Below are 18,371 nucleotides of genomic sequence, written 5' to 3' on the forward strand. Positions count from 1 at the left end.
GGGAATAACTATCTCGTAATTGATATATAAGTCTTTTATTGTTTCACATACAATAAAATCAGATAAATAAAAATGAGAACAGTATGAGTTCAGAAGCACACTCAATCAGTTTAATTGCCCCTGTCGTTTTATTGGCAGCGGCCGTAATAGCCGTTCCTATTTTTAAACGAATTGGCTTAGGCTCAGTTCTTGGTTATTTGATTGCTGGTTTAGTTATTGGTCCATTTGGATTCGCATTTTTTCATGATTCTGCTTCGATTCTACATATTGCAGAGCTTGGTATTGTCATGTACTTATTTGTGATTGGGTTGGAAATGCAGCCCTCACATTTATGGAGTCTAAGGCGTGAGATTTTTGGCTTAGGAACTTTGCAAATTATTGCTTGTGCTTTGGCATTAACAGGTGTTGGACTTTTATTTGGATTTAGATGGCAAGTTGCATTTATTGGCGCAGCAGGTTTTGTACTGACGTCTACCGCAATTGTGATGCAACTCTTGGGTGATCGCGGTGATATCGCTCAGCCACAAGGGCAAAAGATTGTCGCAATTTTATTATTTGAAGACTTATTGATTGTCCCATTACTGGCAATTGTTGCTTTTATGGCACCGAATCATGTGGTGGAAAGTACCTCAGCACGTTTAGAAAATATAGGTATTGGTTTAATTGCAATTGCAGGTTTAATCGTCGCAGGTTATTGGTTACTCAATCCTTTATTTAGATTACTCGCTGCCGCAAAAGCACGAGAAGTGATGACTGCTGCTGCACTTTTAGTGGTGTTGGGCGCTGCTTTATTGATGCAAGTTAGTGGCTTATCCATGGCAATGGGTGCATTCCTTGCAGGTGTGTTGCTATCAGAATCAACTTTTAGACACCAAATTGAAGCCGATATTGAGCCATTTCGAGGAATTTTATTAGGACTATTTTTCCTTGGTGTTGGAATGTCACTAGATTTATCAATCGTGAAGCAAAATTGGCAATTAATCTTGAGTGGCGTAGTTGCAATGATGTTTGCTAAATCAGTCATGATTTATATTGTTGCTCGTCTGACTAAAAGTCGGCATACGGAAGCTTTGGATCGCGCCTTACTGATGGCTCAAGGTGGTGAGTTTGCATTTGTTCTGTTTTCTGCTGCTGTCTCTGCCCAAGTGATTGATAATACAGTTAAGTCGAATTTAACAGCAATTATTGTACTGTCTATGGTGTTAACTCCAATCTTAGGCATTCTTTTTAAACGATTTACCGAAACCAAAGATACAGTTTCTCTTGATAATGTCGATATTGCTGAAGGTCTAAGCGGCAGTATTCTAATGATTGGTTTTGGTCGTTTTGGTCAGGTAACCAGTCAATTGCTTTTGGCAAGAGGAGTGGATGTCACGATTATTGATAATGACATCGACATGATTCAAAACGCAGAAAAATTTGGTTTTAAAATCTACTATGGCGATGGTTGTCGTCTTGATATTTTACATGCTTCAGGCGCTTCAACGGCAGAAGCAATCGTGATTTGTGTTGACAGTAAACAAACAACCAATCGAATTGTGGAATTGGTCACGCATGAATTTCCGTTAGCCAAAGTCTTGGTTCGTTCTTATGATCGGGAACATTCACTACATTTGGTCAAACAAAAAGTCGATTATCTGATTCGTGAAACCTTTGAATCTGCGATTAAATTCGGTGAAGTCATTTTAGAGCAATTAGGTGTCGATGAAGATGAGGTTCGCATGATCTCAAATGAAATTCGAGAACGTGATAATGAGCGTTTTGAAACAGAAATTGCTGCGGATGATGTCTACGCAGGGGTGGGTTTACAATACTCACATTCCCATCCTCGACCTACAGCACCATTGATTCGACCTAAACAAGCAGGACGAATTCTAAATGGTGAAGAAACCGAAAAGGATGTAGAAGATAGGTAAATCGACTTTGAAATAAAATGGATTTAAATAGGTCTTAGCTAGACTAAGACTTATTTTTTAATTTAAATTTGAATAAAACTAAAACAAAAATACCCAATAAAAGTCCCCAAAATGCAGAACCAATTCCGAAAAACTGAATCCCAGATGCGCTACATAAAAAGGTGAGTAATGCTGCTTCTCGTTCTTCTACGTTTGCAAAAGCCACTGCAATGTTATGGCTAATCGTGGCAAATAGAGCAATACCTGCAAGTGCAACAATAAAAATAGGCGGAAATGACATGAGCAAACTGACTAAGGTTGCAGCGAAAAGCCCCATTAAAATATAAAACAAACCACAGCTTATACCTGCAATATAGCGTTTGCTCGGATCAGGATGCACTTGATCATCTAAGCTGACCGCTGCACTAATCGCGGCTAAATTTATCGAGAAGCAACCAAAAGGGGCGAAAATCGTATGTGCAATACCTGTCCAGCCTACTAGTTGATTGACGTGTGGGTGATAACCATAGCTTTTAATCATGGCAATACCGGGCAAATTTTGCGAAGTCATATTGATGACAAACAACGGTAAGGCTAGACCCAGTAATGCAGACCATGAAAATGAGGGTTGCATCCATACAGGTTGAGTAAAAGACCAAGTGATTGAATGTAATTGAAAATCAATAAATAGAGGGCAAATCATTGCACCTAAAATCACTGTCAGCACAATGCTATAACGAGGCAATAAGCGTTTTGAAACAAGATAAATTGCTAACATGCTTAAGATAAAACCGAGCTGACTTTCTAAGCTGCTAAAGATTTGAATTCCAAATTTTAATAAAATCCCTGCAAGCATCGCACACGTGAGGCTTTGAGGAATATGAGCCAGTAACTTTTGGAAAATGCCTGAAAATCCAACGATTGCGATTGCGACGCCACAAATTAAGAAAGCACCAATTGCTTCATACAAATCATAATGACCAGTCGATGCAATAATTAAAGCAATTCCGGGCGTCGACCATGCAGTAGCAACTGGATATTTATATTTCCAAGATAAGATGAGTCCTGATAATCCAATTGCCAAACCTAATGCCCAAAACCAAGAGCTGATTTGTGCTGTATTTGCACCGAGAGATTGCGCGCCTTGAATGACCAGTACCGCAGAAACACTTATTCCAATCAGGAAGGTAATAAAGCCAGCAAAAACAGCAGGAATCGAAAAATCTTGAATTAGACGTTGCATCAATGCATCTATACTTGATTAAAATTTGTTGAAAAGTATATCGTTAATTCAGCGGAAATCGTAGTTTTAAAATGATGGAATTAATTGATCATATGATCAAAACAGGATTATGCAAGGGTAGACGTTGCTAGTCGTAATCCAAACATAAAGAATAAAATACCCACGCTACAAACACCTCCAGCGGCAAGTTTGTAATTATGTTTGAAAAAGTTTGCTAATTTAACACCTGAGAAAATCAAAGCTGTCAGATAGGTAAAACTGACCAGTTGAACAATAATGGCTAAGACCAGAAAGCTGAGTGCTGGATAAGCATAATTGGGTTGTACAAATTGCACGAAAAAAGACAGGAAAAACAGAATCGCTTTAGGATTAAGTAAACTGATACTGAGGGCGGTACGATAGGGATGAATTTGATCTAAACGTGGTAAATCAGCCATTTCTGTAGGGTGTGGAGGCTTATTCCATGTCTGATACGCACTTTGTAATAGTTTGAAACCTAGATATGCGAGATAACAAGCGCCTGTTAATTTTAAAACGACAAATAAAATCGGGAAGGCTTTTAATAATGACGCTGCACCTAATACCGTACACAGGATTAAAATCGAATCACCTGTAAATACACCACATGCTGCTGCATAGCCCGTGCGAATGCCATAACGTGAAGCGACTGACATTACATATAAAGAGTTTGGGCCAGGCAATAACACAATTAAGATTGTACCAATAATGAAAGTGGTTAAATCTGTTATGCCGAACACAATCTACTCATTAAAAAACCGATTTTCGCTAATATAACAAAAATCGGTTTTTATAGGTGAAAAATAAACTAATTAAGGTCGAATCTCTGCATCAATACCAAAAGATTGACGCAGTAATAAACTCAAATGATCACGTGCTTTGATAAAGCCATCAATACCACCTTGTAGTAATTGGAAAGCCATTAAATCTTGCTCAAGTTCAGCTTTAAAACTTTCTTTGCTTTGAGCTGTACGTTCAATTTTCTCAGCTTGTTGCGCCGAAGTTGAGCTGAGTTGAGCTTCAACAACCTGTTGATCTTGTTCAAGTTGAGCCAATAGATTTGGTGCAATTGTGAGTAAGTCACAACCTGCTAAACCAAGGACTTGTGCTGTGCTACGGAAACTTGCTCCCATGACCTGTGTCGCAATGCCGTGTTGTTTGTAATAGTTATAAATTTTCTTGACTGAAAGAACACCTGGATCGTTTTCGATTGGGTATTGCTCGATGCCTTCCGCTTTTTTATACCAGTCTAAAATTCGACCGACAAAAGGAGAAATAAGGGTTACTTTTGCATCTGCACAAGCTTGGGCCTGATGCAAACCAAACAATAATGTTAAGTTACATGGAATTCCTTCAGCCTCTAAAACTTTAGCTGCTTGAATGCCTTCCCATGTTGATGCGATCTTGATTAAGATACGAGATTGCTCAATACCATAACCTTGGTAAAGTTTAGAAAGTTCACGCGCTTTGGCAATCGTCGCATCAGTATCATAAGAAAGAGAAGCATCGACTTCAGTTGAAACACGTCCATCGATCAATTTTAAAATTTCAACGCCAAACTTCACCGTCAAAATATCAATGGTGCGTTCAATCAGTTCATCACTTTGATAGCCTTCTTGTTTTGCTTGTGTATAAGCATCTTCAATCAGTTGCTTACTTTCAGGTTGTTCAGCCGCTGCTGTAATAAGTGATGGATTGGTTGTTGCATCTAAGGGACGAAATTTTTCAATCGCTTCTAGATCACTACTATCGGCAACAACGGTTGTTAAATTTTTTAATTGGTGTAATGCAGTCTGAGTCATTGATATAGCGTTCTTACTTAAACAAAATTATGGATAACTTCTTTATAGCACAATCTACAGGAAAGCAAAGCATCGCATTCAATACATTTAAACCTGAGTGATTTACTCTATTTTCTAGGTTGCTGACGTAGTAGTCGAATGTGTTCAATCAAAAATCTAGCAGCAACACCTAACTCGCTTTCCCGACTCCAAACTAGATCGACATAGTATTCAAACTTAGGTGTGAAATCATAAAGTTGCAAAACTTTTAGCTTTTTCTTTAATTCAGGGTTTTCATTAAACATTTCTAAGGGCAAAACACCCCAACCTAAATTCCGAAGAATCATCATACACGCAGAGTGATGATTATCTGTGCGCCAATAATTTTTAGAAAATAGTAGTTCTGGCTTGATGCTATGGTCACGGCTAGCGACCACGATTTGGCGTGTCTGCACCATTTGCTCAAATGAAATTTGCTCAAATTGGGCTAGAGCATGACCTTGAGCAATCACTGGAATAAGAGCTTCTCTTTTTAATTCAACAAATTGTTCACGACTATCTAACTGTTCTCGTTCAAACATGAGTGCAAGTTGCGCAGACTGATCCAGTAACATCTGTAAAGCATCTTCCTGAGGAGCAGAAAAAATATTAATGGTCAGATTTGGAAAATGTTGTTCAAGCAACGTGATGTAATCTGTCCAATTGGTATGCAGCAATTCAGAAACCACGACAATGTTTAAGGTTGACTCTAGTCCAGTGCTGAGTGCATGAGCATGCTGTTTCCATTGATTTATCTCAATCAAAAGTTGTTGAGTTTTCTCATATAAAACCATAGCCGCAGGTGTTGGTGTAGGTTCACGTCCAATTCGCTCGAATAAATTGAGATTGAGATCAATTTCTAAATTGGCAATTGACATACTCACTGCCGAAGGAACTTTACCGAGTTTCCGCGCAGCAGCCGAAAATGAACCTGTTTCGATTACGGTCTGGAACATTAGAAGTTGTTCTTGATTAATATTCATCTGTCAAAAAAACTGAAAGAACCTGATTAGATTAATCAAAATTATAAAAATAAAATGACAAGTATCCAAACAAAAGAGTGTTATAAAATGTTGATTTCCAGAAGAAGACTCATTCATGCAATTAGCTATGAAGTGATCTTATTGGTCATCATCGCAATTGCGTTAAGTTTTATTTTTAGTATGCCTTTAGAGGTGACCGGTATTCTAGGTGTAATCATGGCCGTCATTTCAGTGATTTGGAACATGATTTTTAACCATTATTTTGAGAAAGTTGAACATAAATATCAGTGGAAACGAACTATCCCTGTGCGTATCTTGCATGCGATTGGTTTTGAGGGTGGTTTGATGCTTGCGACCATTCCAATTATTGCTTATATGATGAAGATGAGCTTTATTGATGCATTAATTTTAGATTTTGGTCTAACGATGTGTATTTTGGTTTATACCTTTATCTTCCAATGGTGTTATGACATGGTAGAAGAGCGTTTCTTTCCTGATGTGAAGTTGGCTTCTGTAAATTAATAAATATAGATAAAGGCTGAGAAATCAGCCTTTATTATTTTACGATTTGATGCTGAAAAAAGTTTAGAAAATCCTATTTTTCAATAAAAAGTAACTCAATCAGAGTGAATCTCTTTTTATTGAAGGAATATATACCATTTCTTTTGGTAATAATAATTGAGCTTCTTCCATTTTATTCTTTTGTACTAAAGCATAAATCTGATGTGCAAGTGGTGTAAGGTCTGTAATCGAAACAATCCATTGATTGACATAGCGTTGAACCGCTTCTTTACTCAGTCCGATTTGTATCGCCCTATGTTCAAGTGGTTGTAATAATAGATCACGTTCAGGATCCCATTGAATCCGTACAGGTGAATGATCTTTGCGTTGTTGCCATTCTTCTTCGCTTAATGACGGATCACGATGACTGAGGCAGCTATGTGCCAATGCCCATTCAAAACCTTCACGGGTGATGTCTATAGCTAAAATACGATTTTGTCCGTTGTCTTTAAAACCCCAGCCTGCACGATACATCATCCAAAGGAATGATGGTTTGATCCATGTCATTCTTTCCATTTTAAATGGTGGTGAGACAAAAGTTTGATTAAGAAGGGCGGCATTTGCAATAGCATCAGAATAAGCTTGATAAACTCGAATCGTCTGTTCGTTATAAACAGCTCGAATTTGTTGAGTGGGAATGATTATTGACATAGATTTAGATTAAATTTCTCTCTTTTTATTAAAAATAAGATAACTATTCGATTTTTAAATGATCGTAAGTTTCATTTTTATCGCATATAAACGATTTGAATAGGATAGCGAGTTAAATAGCCTAAGTAAATCAAAATTATTGGTGAGCTTAATCATAATTTGAGAAAGGCTTTCTTTGAGTTTTTCCGAAGAAGACTTTTCTCCTAGAAGCTAAATGAATAAGATCAAAATGGATAATTATATATTGTATAAAAAATAGGAAAACGTATGACAAACCTACAAGGAAAAACCATTATATTGACAGGTGGATCAGGTGGAATTGGTGAACAGGCTGCGATTCAGCTAGCTGAATTGGGTGCGAAAATTTGTCTAATTGCTCGTCGTAAAGATGAATTGGAACGAGTACAGCAGGTCATTCAACAGCAAGGCGGTCAAGTATGGATTTATCCTGTAGATATTACTCAGGAAGATCATGCTAAAAACTGTATTGAACAAATACTTAGTGAACATGCAAAAGTTGATGTCCTGATTAATAATGCTGCTCGTTCAATACGTCGTCCAATTATTCAGGCATTAGATCGGCTGCACGATTTTGAGCGTACCATGCAAATCAATTATTTTGCAGCAGTGCGTTTGACATTAGCCTTATTGCCACACTTTCTGGAAAAAGGTGAGGGACATGTTGTCAATATTTCTACTATGTCAACTCAAGTTCCAATTCCATTATTTTCAGCATATTTAGCCAGTAAATCGGCTTTAGAATCCTTTTCACGTTCGCTCAGAATGGAGCTAGGTGATCAAGGAATTGATGTGAGTATTGTTTATTTTCCAATGGTCAGAACCCCCATGTCATCTAAAACAACGATTTATAAACATATGCGGATGCTAGATACGTCCACCGCCGCAGGCTGGATTGTCAAAGCTGTACAGCAAAAATCTTATCGTATTACCAGTACCAGTGGTGCAATTGCCAATGCTTTACTGAATACAGCGCCGACAACAGTGATGAATTTAACTCGACCATTATTTCGTTTGATGGATCGTCGATTAGAGAAAAAATTAAAGGATAAATCCAGTTAGTCTTCTTTCTGGATTCATATCCACATAAAAAACTCCATGTTAAACTAAGCCTATTGTCTTTTCGATTACATGATTTTCTCTATGTTTCAACAAGAAATCTCTCAATTAAACCTACAACAATTCAAAGCAGGCGAAAAACGCTGGATTGGTTCCTTACTTGGATCATCAGCAGCATTATTATTCAAAGAAATTGCCACGCAAAGTTCAAATTTATATGTGATTGTTGCGAGAAATAATCAGCATCTTGCTCAGCTCGAAAGTGAACTTGAATTTTACGGGATAAAACCAACGATTTTTCCTGATTGGGAAATCTTGCCTTACGATCGTTTATCTCCGCATCAAGATATTGTTTCTGAACGTTTGGCGATTTTAGCGAATATGCCACAAAAGGGTATTCTACTGGTTTCTGCAAGTACCTTAGCGCAACGTGTTGCACCGTACTCATGGGTGGTTGGTGAACACTTTGATATTAAAGTTGGACAACGACTCGATTTGGAAGCACAGAAAAAGCAACTGGTGCAGGCGGGTTATCGTTTGGTTGATACTGTTTATGATCATGGGGAATTTGCAGTTCGTGGCAGTATCATGGACATTTATGCATCTGGACAAGATCAACCGATTCGAATTGATTTATTTGATGATGAAATTGAAAGCTTAAAATTTTTTGATCCAGAAACGCAAAGAACCACTGAATCTTTAAAAAACTTCACCGTTTTACCAGCAAAAGAATTTCCTTTAAAAGAGGGACGTTCTACCTTTAGAGATCGTTACGCAGAAAGTTTTCCAACTGCGAATCCTAAGAAAAACCCAATTTATCAAGATGTACTTGAAGGAATTGCAACACCGGGATTAGAGTTCTATTTACCTTTATTCTTTGAGAAAAAGGTGATGGAAGCGCAAAGTATGCTTATGACATACTTACCAAAGAATTGCGTTGTCATTACAAATAACGAAGTTGAAGATGAATTAATCAATTTTTGGAAAGAAGTGGTTCGTCGTTATGAAGATCGCCGTCATAACATCGACCAACCAATTCTTCCGCCTGAAGAACTTTTTTTAATGCCAAATCATGTGTTACAGGCATTAAACCAATTTCCAAGGATTTTAGCTTCAGCAGAAGCATTTGATGAAAAAGTAGGTGTTTTAAATCTTGCAGCAGAACAACCACCAAAGCTTGCAGTTGATCCTAAAAAAGAACAGCCCTTTGAAGCAGTTAAACATTATATTGACCAAGTTAAACATCCTGTTTTATTGGTAGCAGAAAGCGCAGGTCGGCGTGAAACTTTAAAAGATGCATTACGTTCGGTTCTAGGCGAAATCCAAAATGTAGAGAGTTTTGTTCAATTTCAGAAAGACAAGCTACAAGTTGCAATCACAAGCGCGCCATTAGATCGTGGACTGGTGCTCAGCAATCAACTGTCAGTCATTTCTGAAAATCAACTTTATGAACATCGGGTAGTACAAAGACGTCGTAAGCGTCAACAAGAAGTTTCTGAAGAGTTTCTTGTTCGGAGTTTAACTGAACTCAGTATTGGCGCGCCTGTAGTACATATCGATCATGGTGTTGGGCGTTATGCAGGCTTAATTACCTTAGAAATTGATCAACAGGATCATGAGTTTTTACAGCTCGATTATGCGGATGGTGCAAAAGTTTATGTGCCTGTCACCAATTTACACCTGATCAGTCGTTATAGTGGTGGCGATCCAGACTTAGCACCTTTGCATAAATTAGGTACAGATACATGGAGTAAAGCCAAGCGGAAAGCTTTAGAGCAAATCCATGATGTTGCGGCTGAGTTGTTACATATTCAGGCACGCCGTCAATCGAAACCGGGTTTTGCCTTTGAATTGGATCATACTGGATATATGCAATTCTCCAGTGGCTTTGCCTATGAAGAGACTTTAGACCAAGCCAATGCGATTGAAGCAACCCTCCATGATATGCAGTTGGCGAAACCAATGGATCGTTTGGTCTGCGGTGATGTCGGTTTTGGTAAAACTGAAGTGGCGATGCGAGCAGCTTTTGTTGCAGTACAAAACAACAAGCAAGTTGCGGTATTAGTTCCTACTACGCTACTGGCACAGCAGCATTATGAGTCCTTTAAAGATCGTTTTGCTGATACAGCGGTGCGTATTGAAGTGCTGTCTCGTTTTGGTAGTAATAAAACGCATCTGAAAACGATTGAAGATTTAGCTGAAGGCAAAGTTGATATTGTGGTGGGAACGCATAAAATTCTGCAAGAAAACATTCAATTCAAAAACCTTGGATTAATGATTGTTGATGAGGAACATCGTTTTGGTGTTCGTGATAAAGAACGGATTAAAGCTTTACGTGCCGATGTGGATATGCTGACACTAACGGCGACACCGATTCCACGAACTCTGAATATGGCATTCTCTGGGATGCGTGATCTTTCGATTATTGCAACGCCGCCTGCTCGCCGTTTAGCCGTCAAAACTTTTGTTCAAGAACATACGGATGACTCAATTAAAGAAGCGATTTTGCGTGAGTTGTTACGTGGTGGTCAGGTTTATTTATTACATAATGAAGTTGAAACCATTGAAAGAGCAGCAGAAACGATTCGTAATTTAGTTCCAGAGGCACGTGTTGCAGTTGCACATGGACAAATGCGCGAACGTGAACTTGAGCAGGTCATGCAACAGTTCTATCACAAAGAATATAATGTTCTTGTATGTTCAACCATTATCGAAACGGGTATTGATGTACCCAATGCCAATACGATTATCATTGAAAGAGCAGATAAGTTAGGTTTGGCGCAATTGCATCAATTACGTGGTCGTGTTGGGCGTTCGCATCACCAAGCGTATGCTTATTTATTGGTTCCATCGCTAAAACATCTCAAAGGCGATGCAGAAAAGCGTCTTGATGCCATTCAACGTGCTTCAACACTGGGTGCAGGATTCATGCTTGCAACTGAAGATTTGGAGATTCGGGGTGCGGGTGAATTACTCGGTGAGCAGCAAAGTGGTTCGATGCAAGCGATTGGTTATAGCTTGTATATGGAAATGCTAGAGAAAGCGACCAAAGCCATCCAAAAAGGTAAAACGCCAAACTTTGATGCACCTTTGTCATTAACTGCTGAAATTAACCTACACATGCCTGCGCTGATTCCAGATGATTATCTAGGGGATGTTCATCAACGTCTGCTGTTTTACAAGCGTATTAGTAATACTGATACGCAAGAGAAACTTGATAATATTCGGATGGAACTCATTGATCGTTTTGGCATTCCACCTCAGTCAGTCAAACAATTGTTTAGTGTGCATCAATTACGTTTGAAGGCAGAGCAGCTAGGGATTACTAAGATTGATGTCAATAATAATGGTGGATACATTGAATTTTCGCCAGACACACCAGTGCAAGCAATCAGTATCATTCAATTAATGCAAAAGAATCCAACCCACTATCGTATGGAAGGTGGTCAACGCTTAAAGATCACAGTGCAAATGGCTGAGTACGATAAGCGGATTCAGTTTATTGTTGATCTATTGAATAAACTACTCAACGAACTACATAGTTAGTTGAAAAGTAAATTTTTTGCTGCATAATTAAACTACTTTGATTTTCTTTAAGCAAAGAATCTGTTTTTTGTCAGATGTTGATGTAATAAATAAAGAAAATCATTGTTATTTGTAATCAAACAGGTGACTAATAATACTCACATCAAAACTGATGTGATAGTATTGACCATCATCATTATTCTGCATCATTTATAAAGATATGTTTAGTTTGCATCCACAACTTGCTCAAGATACATTTTTTGTAGGCGATTTTCCGCTTTCAACATGTCGTTTAATGAATGATATGCAATTTCCATGGTTGATTCTTGTACCACGTGTACCGGGAATTACCGAGTTATATGAATTAAGCCAAGCTGATCAAGAGCAGTTCTTGCGCGAATCTAGCTGGTTATCTAGTCAATTGTCACGGGTTTTTCGTGCAGACAAAATGAACGTTGCTGCATTAGGTAATGTTGTACCACAACTTCATTTTCATCATGTTGTGCGTTATCAAAATGATGTTGCGTGGCCGAAACCTGTTTGGGGCACGCCTGCGGTACCTTATAGTAATGATGTACTTGCGCATATGCGTCAAACCTTGATGCTTGCATTACGTGGTCAAGGCGATATGCCATTCGATTGGCGTATGGATTGATGGAAATATAAAATAAAAACAATCTTCTATAATAAGGAAGGAGGATAGGGTGCCACTAGATAGGTTAATAGATAAAGAACCTAGACAGTTCGCTTATTTTCATCGTTTGATGGGATATTCGATATTGTCATTGATTTTGGTAATTTATACATTTACCGCACCGAGTGCTAACTATCAGCTTTACATCCTTCCTTTATTACTGATTCATTTCCTAATCTGTCCTAAATTAGACAACTGGCTCCAATACAAATTTGATAAGAATACTGAAAAAAACGTACTTTTTGCTTTTGAAGCGGTCATCGTTGCGATTGTACTTGCAGGGTTACACCTAAGTTTAGTTCCTACTTTTACGATTTTATTTGGACTTCTTTACGTTGGTTTAAATAATAAAATTACACTCCCTGTTGCGTGTTTAATCGGACTGATCGGTGTTCTCACTTTTTACTTTTGTACTTTTGCAATTTTTGGTGCTGAAGAATATTTCGAACCTACAAATCCAGAACTGACTGTTGTTAGTTTATTTGGTTTAATGATGTTTATTGTGATTGGTAACTATTATCAACATAGAAGAATCAATATTTTAGGGCAACAGCGTCAGCATTATCATAACCAAATGACACGCTACATTGCTTTTGCTAACCAATTGAGTCGATATGCGCCATTACAATTATGGCAGTCGATCATGCGTGGGGAAGCTGAAGCTAAAATTGAATACAAACGTAAGAAATTAACCATTTTCTTCTCCGATATTCAAGGGTTTACTGAACTTTCAGAAAGCCTTATTCCTGATGATTTAGCTTTTTTACTTAATGATTATTTAAGTCATATGACTGAAATAGCAAAACAGTATGAAGCAACCGTTGATAAGTTTATGGGCGATGCGATTCTCATCTTCTTCGGTGATCCAAATTCTCAGGGTGTTGAACAAGATGCGAAGTCTTGTGTAGAAATGGCGATCGCAATGCGTCAGCAAATGAAATTGTTGCGTGAGCGTTGGAAGAAAATGGGCTATCCAGCATTGCACATTCGAATGGGTATTAGTACGGGTTATTGTCACGTAGGCAACTACGGGGCTTCGCATCGTATGGCTTACACCATTGTTGGTCGTGATGTTAATTTAGCAGCACGTTTGCAGTCTGCTGCTGAAGTTGATGAAATCTTAATTGCGGATGACACTCACCAACTGATTAAAGGTGAGTTTTTGTGTGTACCGAAAGTGCCAATTTATTTAAAAGGGATTCAAGGACCTGTTAAAACTTGGCAGGTAATGGAAAAATTCACAGGTAAGAAATCCGATACACAAAAATGGTTTGATTTCGATTATAAAGGCTTCCATCTGGTCTTGAACTTAGAGGAAGTGCAGAATTATGAATATCCAGAATTAGTTGAAATTTTGGAGAATATGGTTCAGCGTATCAAAACACAACAAAAAATTACCAATGCTCAGGGTATTCCAAAACTGACTTTGGATGATGAAGTAAGATAAAAACATTCAATAATTAATTATAGAGTTGAAATAATGTCTGCATTCGTTTCACAGTATCCAGTGGCTATTGATGAGAGTATGGTGGGTGAGTATCCTGCTTTGGTAAAGTCAGGTGCAGGTTATTTTTATGATGATGTTCTTGAATATCGAGTTTGGTGTCATCCAGAACGTGGTGCGCTAGATGAATATGAGGGGCAAGATTATTATTGTGCATTTTCCAGTTATGAAGATGCTCAACAGTTTTCCGAACAAACTGCGGGAGCGGAACATCCTTTGGTTTTGATACGTCAAAGCTGCTGGATTAATGAACCTCAAACAGGCGTATTTACTGCTGACCGTGGAGAACGTCTAACTGAATGGCAAGTAATCTGGTTGAATAATGCAAAACGTCAAGATGGTGATATTGAAAATTTCTTTGCGGAACGGGGAATTGCATTTACAGGCTATCAGGAAGTGATGGATGCGACTCCTTTCACCAGAGATTTTAATCCGCAAGCATACAAAGCATTCCCACAATATTTAGGGGTTATTGCGTGTTCTTGTGTCATTGATGGAAAATTGCCAATACGCTGGGTATCTCATGCAGGCGGAGATTGGCAAATGTATTGTCATGTGGATGCACATGATTTTTCTGAAAATAGTTTGGATTTTGAGCAAAATATTCAATTGACCAATATGGCACAATTACTCAAATATAATCCAGATTTGCAAATATTATATGATCTACCTATAGATAAAGGTGCTTATAGAGATCATGTGGAGTCTATTTGGCAATATTTTGATGATTATGATGTTGATCAATAAATTTAAATTAAAAAAACTCCTCTAATAAAGAGGAGTTCTTTTATGGATAAAGCTTAGTGATTTTCCGAAGCATGATTAATCGTATATTTCGGAATTTCAATTTCTAAATCTTCATCAACGATCTCAACTTGACATGACAGGCGAGAGTCAGGTTCTAAGCCCCATGCACGATCAAGTAGATCCGCTTCAACATCGTTCATTTCTTCAAGGCTATCGAATCCTTTACGAACAATCACGTGGCAAGTCGTACATGCCGCAGACATGTCGCAAGCATGTTCAATTTTAATGCCTTGTTTCAATAAGCTTTGGCATAAATTGGCGTTTTGTTCGACTTCAAATTCTGCACCTTCAGGGCAAATGAGTGCATGAGGAAGAACTTTAATACGTGGCATATTGATCACCTATACCTTTAGTTTGAGTTTGACCAATCTTCAAGTTTTGTACCTTTTAAGGCATGGTCAATATGTCGATTCATACGAAGTGCTGCAAAGGCATCGCTGTGAATTTTAAGTTGTTGAACGGCATGTTCAATCGCTGCAAGCTCATCGGTTTTAAGACGAGCTTTTAACGCTTCAGCAGCAAGAATTAGATCTCGTGCTTGTTGCTGAGAGAGTAAATCGGTATCTGCTTTTAACGCTTGTTCTAAAGCTTCCAACTCACGTTGTGCTTCCACTTTTGTTTCTTGCAGATGGCGCAATTGTTTGTCTTCTTCCGCATGTTGGAAACCTTCAACCAAGAGGCGTTCAGTATCCGCTGCAGATAGACCATAAGATGGTTTGATATCAATTTGCGCTTGAACACCAGAAGTAGTTTCTTTCGCAGATACTGTCAGTAAGCCATCCGCATCAACTTGGAAGGTCACTTCAATCCGTGCTTGACCAGCAGTCATTGGTGGGATGCCATGTAAAACAAAACGACCCAATGAGCGACAATGCTCGACTAAATCACGTTCACCTTGTACCACATGAATCAACATCGCTGTTTGACCATCTTGATAAGTGGTGAATTCTTGACGGCGAGCTACAGGGATTGCGGTGTTTCGTGAAATCAAACGTTCAACCAATCCACCCATGGTTTCTAGACCAAGAGAAAGTGGCGTGACATCAAGTAATAATGAGCCATCTTGACTGTTGCCTATGAGCTGGTTGGCGGTAATAGATGCGCCAATTGCAACGACTTCATCAGGATTGATAGTACAGAGTGGTTCACGTTCAAATAATTCGTGTACAGCTTTTTGTACGGCATACGAACGTGTTGAACCACCTACTAAAACCACATGTTCGATTTCATCGAGTTCAAGTTTCGCATCACGCAGTACACGTTTACATACACTCATGGTTTTATCGAGTGCAACTTGAATAATCGATTCAAAAGTTGGGCGATCTAAAGTGAGGCGATCATCCAGTAGTTTTAATTCAGCAGCTTCATGATTTGTTAAGTATTCTTTGGCTTGGCGCGCTGCAACAACAAAAACAGCATATTCTTCATCGCTTAGAGTTTCGATATTAAGCTGTTTTTTTGCCCATTTCACGATTAGGCGGTCAAGGTCATCACCACCAAGTGCGGTATGTCCACCTGTTGCGAGAACTTCAAAGACACCTTGTGAGAAACGTAAAATTGAAACGTCAAATGTACCGCCACCTAGGTCGTAAATCACGTAGTTACGATCGGTACTCAAGTTGGTATCTTGGTCTAATCCATAGGCAACAGCTGCCGCAGTGGGTTCATTCAGCAAACGTAAAACATTTAAACCTGCAAGTTGAGCAGCATCACGTGTCGCTTGGCGTTGTGCTTCATCAAAATATGCTGGAACAGTGATCACTGCACCGTTGATAGGGTTGTTGAGGCTTGCTTCGGCACGGTCTTTTAACTGTTTTAAAATGTCAGCAGAAATTTCGACAGGCGTTTTGCGACCAGCAGCAGTTTCAAATGCTGGCATCTCATTTTCTGCACCAACAAGTGTATACGGATGCTGGAATTTGATATCTGCTTGTGAGCGACCCATAAAACGTTTTACTGAAACAACAGTATTTTTGGGGTCAGTCATCATAAACGGCTTGGCTTCATAACCAAACGTCGTTGAATCTTTTGCGTAATGAACAATCGATGGTAGTAGTACACGATCTTTATCATCTTGCAGAACTTTCGGTTTTCCCGATAGCACTGTCGCCACTAAAGAGTGGGTTGTCCCTAAGTCAATACCGATCGCAATACGATGTTGATGCGGAGCAGTAGATTGACCTGGTTCAGCAATTTGCAAAAGTGCCATGCGTGAGGTATCCCTTGAAAATATTCGGTAACAGCGGATTAAAAATCATCATCGAGATCGAAGCTGTCTTCTTCGTCCAACATACGATCTTCAGCTTTATCAATATCATTCATTACACGTTGAAAAAAACGTAGTTTACGAACGGTATCACGAGCCTCAGCCCAGTCTTCTTCAGCAAAATCGATTTTAAATTCACGAACTAACCCGTCAATCCATTGCTGAACTTCAACTTTTAAGGTACTAAGTTGCTCGGTAGAGGTGGCCTCATCAAGCTGTTCACGCATTTCGAGTGCAGATTGTAAAAATTCAAAATCGCTAATGGATTGATCCAAGTGATGATCTTGTTTTTTTAAGCCAAGTAAATACGCCGCACGACTATCAACTTGTGAGAGCACTTTATACGCTTGATTGATTTCACTCGACTTGATCAATGCTTGATCTTTGTCAGTGGCTTTATCGGGATGATATTGCTGTTGCAAACTTAAAAATTGTTTTTTTAAAGCTGCTAAATCTATATCGAGTGCTTCTGGTAATTGGAACAACTCAAAATGATTCATGGGAGATGAATTCCGCTATTAATAAATACGTTAAAACAGTGCGGAACACACTGTTTTGACGAAAAGAAAGAGGGTGTTGCTAGTTAGACGGTAAATGATTCACCGCAACCACATTCACCTTTTTGGTTAGGGTTGTTAAATTCAAAGCCTTCATTCAAACCATTTTTCACATAATCCATCTCTAAACCATTGAGATAAACGAGGCTTTTAGGGTCAACAAAAACTTTAACACCGAGTTGTTCAAACACTTGATCATGTGTATCGATATCATCGACAAACTCAAGTACATAAGCCAACCCAGAACAACCCGAAGTTTTCACACCAATACGAATGCCTTCACCCTTACCGCGGTTTTGCAGGTAATTGCTGATGTGAGTCGCAGCATTTTCAGTTAAATGGATCATGAAAACTCCAATATTATTTCGGTCATCAATTAAGCTTTCGCTTTCTTACCACGATAGTCTTCAATCGCAGCTTTGATTGCATCTTCAGCCAATACAGAGCAGTGTACTTTTACTGGTGGAAGCGCAAGCTCAGTCGCAATATCAATATTTTTGATTGCTTGAGCTTCATCAAGCGTTTTACCTTTTAACCATTCAGTTACAAGAGAGCTTGATGCGATTGCAGAACCACAGCCGTAAGTTTTGAAGCGAGCTTCTTCAATTACGCCATTGTCATCGACTTGAATTTGTAAACGCATCACGTCGCCACATGCAGGTGCGCCGACCATACCTGTACCTACGTTTTCTGCATTTTTGTCTAATACACCAACATTACGAGGGTTTTCGTAATGATCAATTACCTTTTCGCTATAAGCCATGTCGCTT

17 protein-coding genes are annotated in these 18,371 nt (G+C 38.7%); 7 read left to right on the forward strand and 10 right to left on the reverse strand.

From position 1 onward, the window contains the following. Window positions 1-83: 83 nt before the first annotated feature. Window positions 84-1,916, forward strand: a complete 1,833-nt coding sequence (locus tag IEV17_RS06015) for a monovalent cation:proton antiporter-2 (CPA2) family protein (protein WP_004661436.1) — start codon at window positions 84-86, stop codon at window positions 1,914-1,916. 43 nt (window positions 1,917-1,959) lie between these two features. Here the strand turns inward: IEV17_RS06015 and IEV17_RS06020 are convergent, their stop codons facing one another. The 4 genes from IEV17_RS06020 to aceR form a co-directional block, all read right to left on the reverse strand. Next, window positions 1,960-3,138: a benzoate/H(+) symporter BenE family transporter gene (locus tag IEV17_RS06020; protein WP_004661437.1), complete on the reverse strand. Its 1,179-nt coding sequence runs from the start codon at window positions 3,136-3,138 to the stop codon at window positions 1,960-1,962. Between the two features lie 107 nt (window positions 3,139-3,245). Continuing rightward, window positions 3,246-3,896 (reverse strand): leucine efflux protein LeuE, encoded by a 651-nt coding sequence (gene leuE, locus IEV17_RS06025; protein WP_004661438.1) that lies wholly within the window; start codon window positions 3,894-3,896, stop codon window positions 3,246-3,248. 72 nt (window positions 3,897-3,968) lie between these two features. Beyond that, complete coding sequence (tal, locus tag IEV17_RS06030; protein ID WP_004661439.1) at window positions 3,969-4,958, reverse strand: transaldolase; 990 nt, start codon at window positions 4,956-4,958, stop codon at window positions 3,969-3,971. 107 nt (window positions 4,959-5,065) lie between these two features. Next, window positions 5,066-5,959, reverse strand: a complete 894-nt coding sequence (gene aceR, locus IEV17_RS06035; RefSeq protein ID WP_004661440.1) for an HTH-type transcriptional regulator AceR — start codon at window positions 5,957-5,959, stop codon at window positions 5,066-5,068. 87 nt (window positions 5,960-6,046) lie between these two features. Between aceR and aceI the strand changes: the two genes are divergently transcribed. Beyond that, complete coding sequence (aceI, locus tag IEV17_RS06040) at window positions 6,047-6,481, forward strand: chlorhexidine efflux PACE transporter AceI (protein WP_004661441.1); 435 nt, start codon at window positions 6,047-6,049, stop codon at window positions 6,479-6,481. A gap of 99 nt (window positions 6,482-6,580) precedes the next feature. Here aceI and IEV17_RS06045 read toward each other — a convergent pair whose 3' ends face one another. Continuing rightward, window positions 6,581-7,171, reverse strand: coding sequence for a DUF4291 domain-containing protein (locus tag IEV17_RS06045; RefSeq protein ID WP_004661442.1), 591 nt, complete (start codon window positions 7,169-7,171; stop codon window positions 6,581-6,583). Window positions 7,172-7,438: 267 nt separating this feature from the next. Between IEV17_RS06045 and IEV17_RS06050 the strand changes: the two genes are divergently transcribed. The 5 genes from IEV17_RS06050 (at window position 7,439) to IEV17_RS06070 (ending at window position 14,718) form a co-directional block, all read left to right on the forward strand. Continuing rightward, window positions 7,439-8,251 carry an SDR family NAD(P)-dependent oxidoreductase gene (locus tag IEV17_RS06050; protein WP_004661444.1) on the forward strand — a complete coding sequence of 271 codons (813 nt, stop codon included), beginning with the start codon at window positions 7,439-7,441 and terminating at the stop codon, window positions 8,249-8,251. 81 nt (window positions 8,252-8,332) lie between these two features. Then, window positions 8,333-11,794, forward strand: a complete 3,462-nt coding sequence (gene mfd, locus IEV17_RS06055; protein ID WP_034601229.1) for a transcription-repair coupling factor — start codon at window positions 8,333-8,335, stop codon at window positions 11,792-11,794. A 199-nt stretch (window positions 11,795-11,993) separates the two neighbouring features. Continuing rightward, a complete protein-coding gene (locus tag IEV17_RS06060; RefSeq protein WP_004661448.1) occupies window positions 11,994-12,428 on the forward strand; it encodes an HIT domain-containing protein in 435 nt (144 codons plus the stop codon). A gap of 49 nt (window positions 12,429-12,477) precedes the next feature. After that, the gene (locus IEV17_RS06065; RefSeq protein ID WP_004661449.1) at window positions 12,478-13,914 is read left to right on the forward strand and encodes an adenylate/guanylate cyclase domain-containing protein; all 1,437 of its coding nucleotides are present in this window, start codon (window positions 12,478-12,480) and stop codon (window positions 13,912-13,914) included. Window positions 13,915-13,947: 33 nt separating this feature from the next. Then, a complete protein-coding gene (locus IEV17_RS06070) occupies window positions 13,948-14,718 on the forward strand; it encodes a hypothetical protein (RefSeq protein ID WP_004661451.1) in 771 nt (256 codons plus the stop codon). Between the two features lie 53 nt (window positions 14,719-14,771). Here IEV17_RS06070 and fdx read toward each other — a convergent pair whose 3' ends face one another. The 5 genes from fdx to iscU form a co-directional block, all read right to left on the reverse strand. Beyond that, window positions 14,772-15,110 (reverse strand): ISC system 2Fe-2S type ferredoxin, encoded by a 339-nt coding sequence (gene fdx, locus IEV17_RS06075; protein ID WP_004661453.1) that lies wholly within the window; start codon window positions 15,108-15,110, stop codon window positions 14,772-14,774. Between the two features lie 17 nt (window positions 15,111-15,127). Continuing rightward, on the reverse strand, window positions 15,128-16,987 hold the full coding sequence (gene hscA, locus IEV17_RS06080; protein WP_004661455.1) for a Fe-S protein assembly chaperone HscA: 1,860 nt from the start codon (window positions 16,985-16,987) through the stop codon (window positions 15,128-15,130). 38 nt (window positions 16,988-17,025) lie between these two features. Beyond that, the gene (hscB, locus tag IEV17_RS06085) at window positions 17,026-17,544 is read right to left on the reverse strand and encodes a Fe-S protein assembly co-chaperone HscB (RefSeq protein ID WP_004661458.1); all 519 of its coding nucleotides are present in this window, start codon (window positions 17,542-17,544) and stop codon (window positions 17,026-17,028) included. Between the two features lie 83 nt (window positions 17,545-17,627). Further along, entirely contained in the window at window positions 17,628-17,948 is a 321-nt protein-coding gene (iscA, locus tag IEV17_RS06090; RefSeq protein ID WP_004661460.1) for an iron-sulfur cluster assembly protein IscA, read from the reverse strand. 29 nt (window positions 17,949-17,977) lie between these two features. Further along, window positions 17,978-18,364, reverse strand: a complete 387-nt coding sequence (iscU, locus tag IEV17_RS06095; protein WP_004639432.1) for a Fe-S cluster assembly scaffold IscU — start codon at window positions 18,362-18,364, stop codon at window positions 17,978-17,980. Between the last annotated feature and the right edge of the window lie 7 nt (window positions 18,365-18,371).

It is taken from the genome of Acinetobacter modestus (assembly GCF_014636095.1).
Taxonomy (GTDB): domain Bacteria; phylum Pseudomonadota; class Gammaproteobacteria; order Pseudomonadales; family Moraxellaceae; genus Acinetobacter; species Acinetobacter modestus.

Excerpts from the sequence above, each read along its gene's own strand:
- IEV17_RS06015 (WP_004661436.1), top strand. The coding sequence starts at position 84 with ATGAGTTCAGAAGCACACTCAATCAGTTTAATTGCCCCTGTCGTTTTA.
- hscA (WP_004661455.1), bottom strand. The coding sequence starts at position 16,987 with ATGGCACTTTTGCAAATTGCTGAACCAGGTCAATCTACTGCTCCGCAT.
- aceI (WP_004661441.1), top strand. The coding sequence starts at position 6,047 with ATGTTGATTTCCAGAAGAAGACTCATTCATGCAATTAGCTATGAAGTG.
- aceR (WP_004661440.1), bottom strand. The coding sequence starts at position 5,959 with ATGAATATTAATCAAGAACAACTTCTAATGTTCCAGACCGTAATCGAA.
- IEV17_RS06070 (WP_004661451.1), top strand. The coding sequence starts at position 13,948 with ATGTCTGCATTCGTTTCACAGTATCCAGTGGCTATTGATGAGAGTATG.
- iscA (WP_004661460.1), bottom strand. The coding sequence starts at position 17,948 with ATGATCCATTTAACTGAAAATGCTGCGACTCACATCAGCAATTACCTG.
- IEV17_RS06060 (WP_004661448.1), top strand. The coding sequence starts at position 11,994 with ATGTTTAGTTTGCATCCACAACTTGCTCAAGATACATTTTTTGTAGGC.
- mfd (WP_034601229.1), top strand. The coding sequence starts at position 8,333 with ATGTTTCAACAAGAAATCTCTCAATTAAACCTACAACAATTCAAAGCA.
- IEV17_RS06045 (WP_004661442.1), bottom strand. The coding sequence starts at position 7,171 with ATGTCAATAATCATTCCCACTCAACAAATTCGAGCTGTTTATAACGAA.
- IEV17_RS06050 (WP_004661444.1), top strand. The coding sequence starts at position 7,439 with ATGACAAACCTACAAGGAAAAACCATTATATTGACAGGTGGATCAGGT.
- iscU (WP_004639432.1), bottom strand. The coding sequence starts at position 18,364 with ATGGCTTATAGCGAAAAGGTAATTGATCATTACGAAAACCCTCGTAAT.
- fdx (WP_004661453.1), bottom strand. The coding sequence starts at position 15,110 with ATGCCACGTATTAAAGTTCTTCCTCATGCACTCATTTGCCCTGAAGGT.
- tal (WP_004661439.1), bottom strand. The coding sequence starts at position 4,958 with ATGACTCAGACTGCATTACACCAATTAAAAAATTTAACAACCGTTGTT.
- IEV17_RS06020 (WP_004661437.1), bottom strand. The coding sequence starts at position 3,138 with ATGCAACGTCTAATTCAAGATTTTTCGATTCCTGCTGTTTTTGCTGGC.
- hscB (WP_004661458.1), bottom strand. The coding sequence starts at position 17,544 with ATGAATCATTTTGAGTTGTTCCAATTACCAGAAGCACTCGATATAGAT.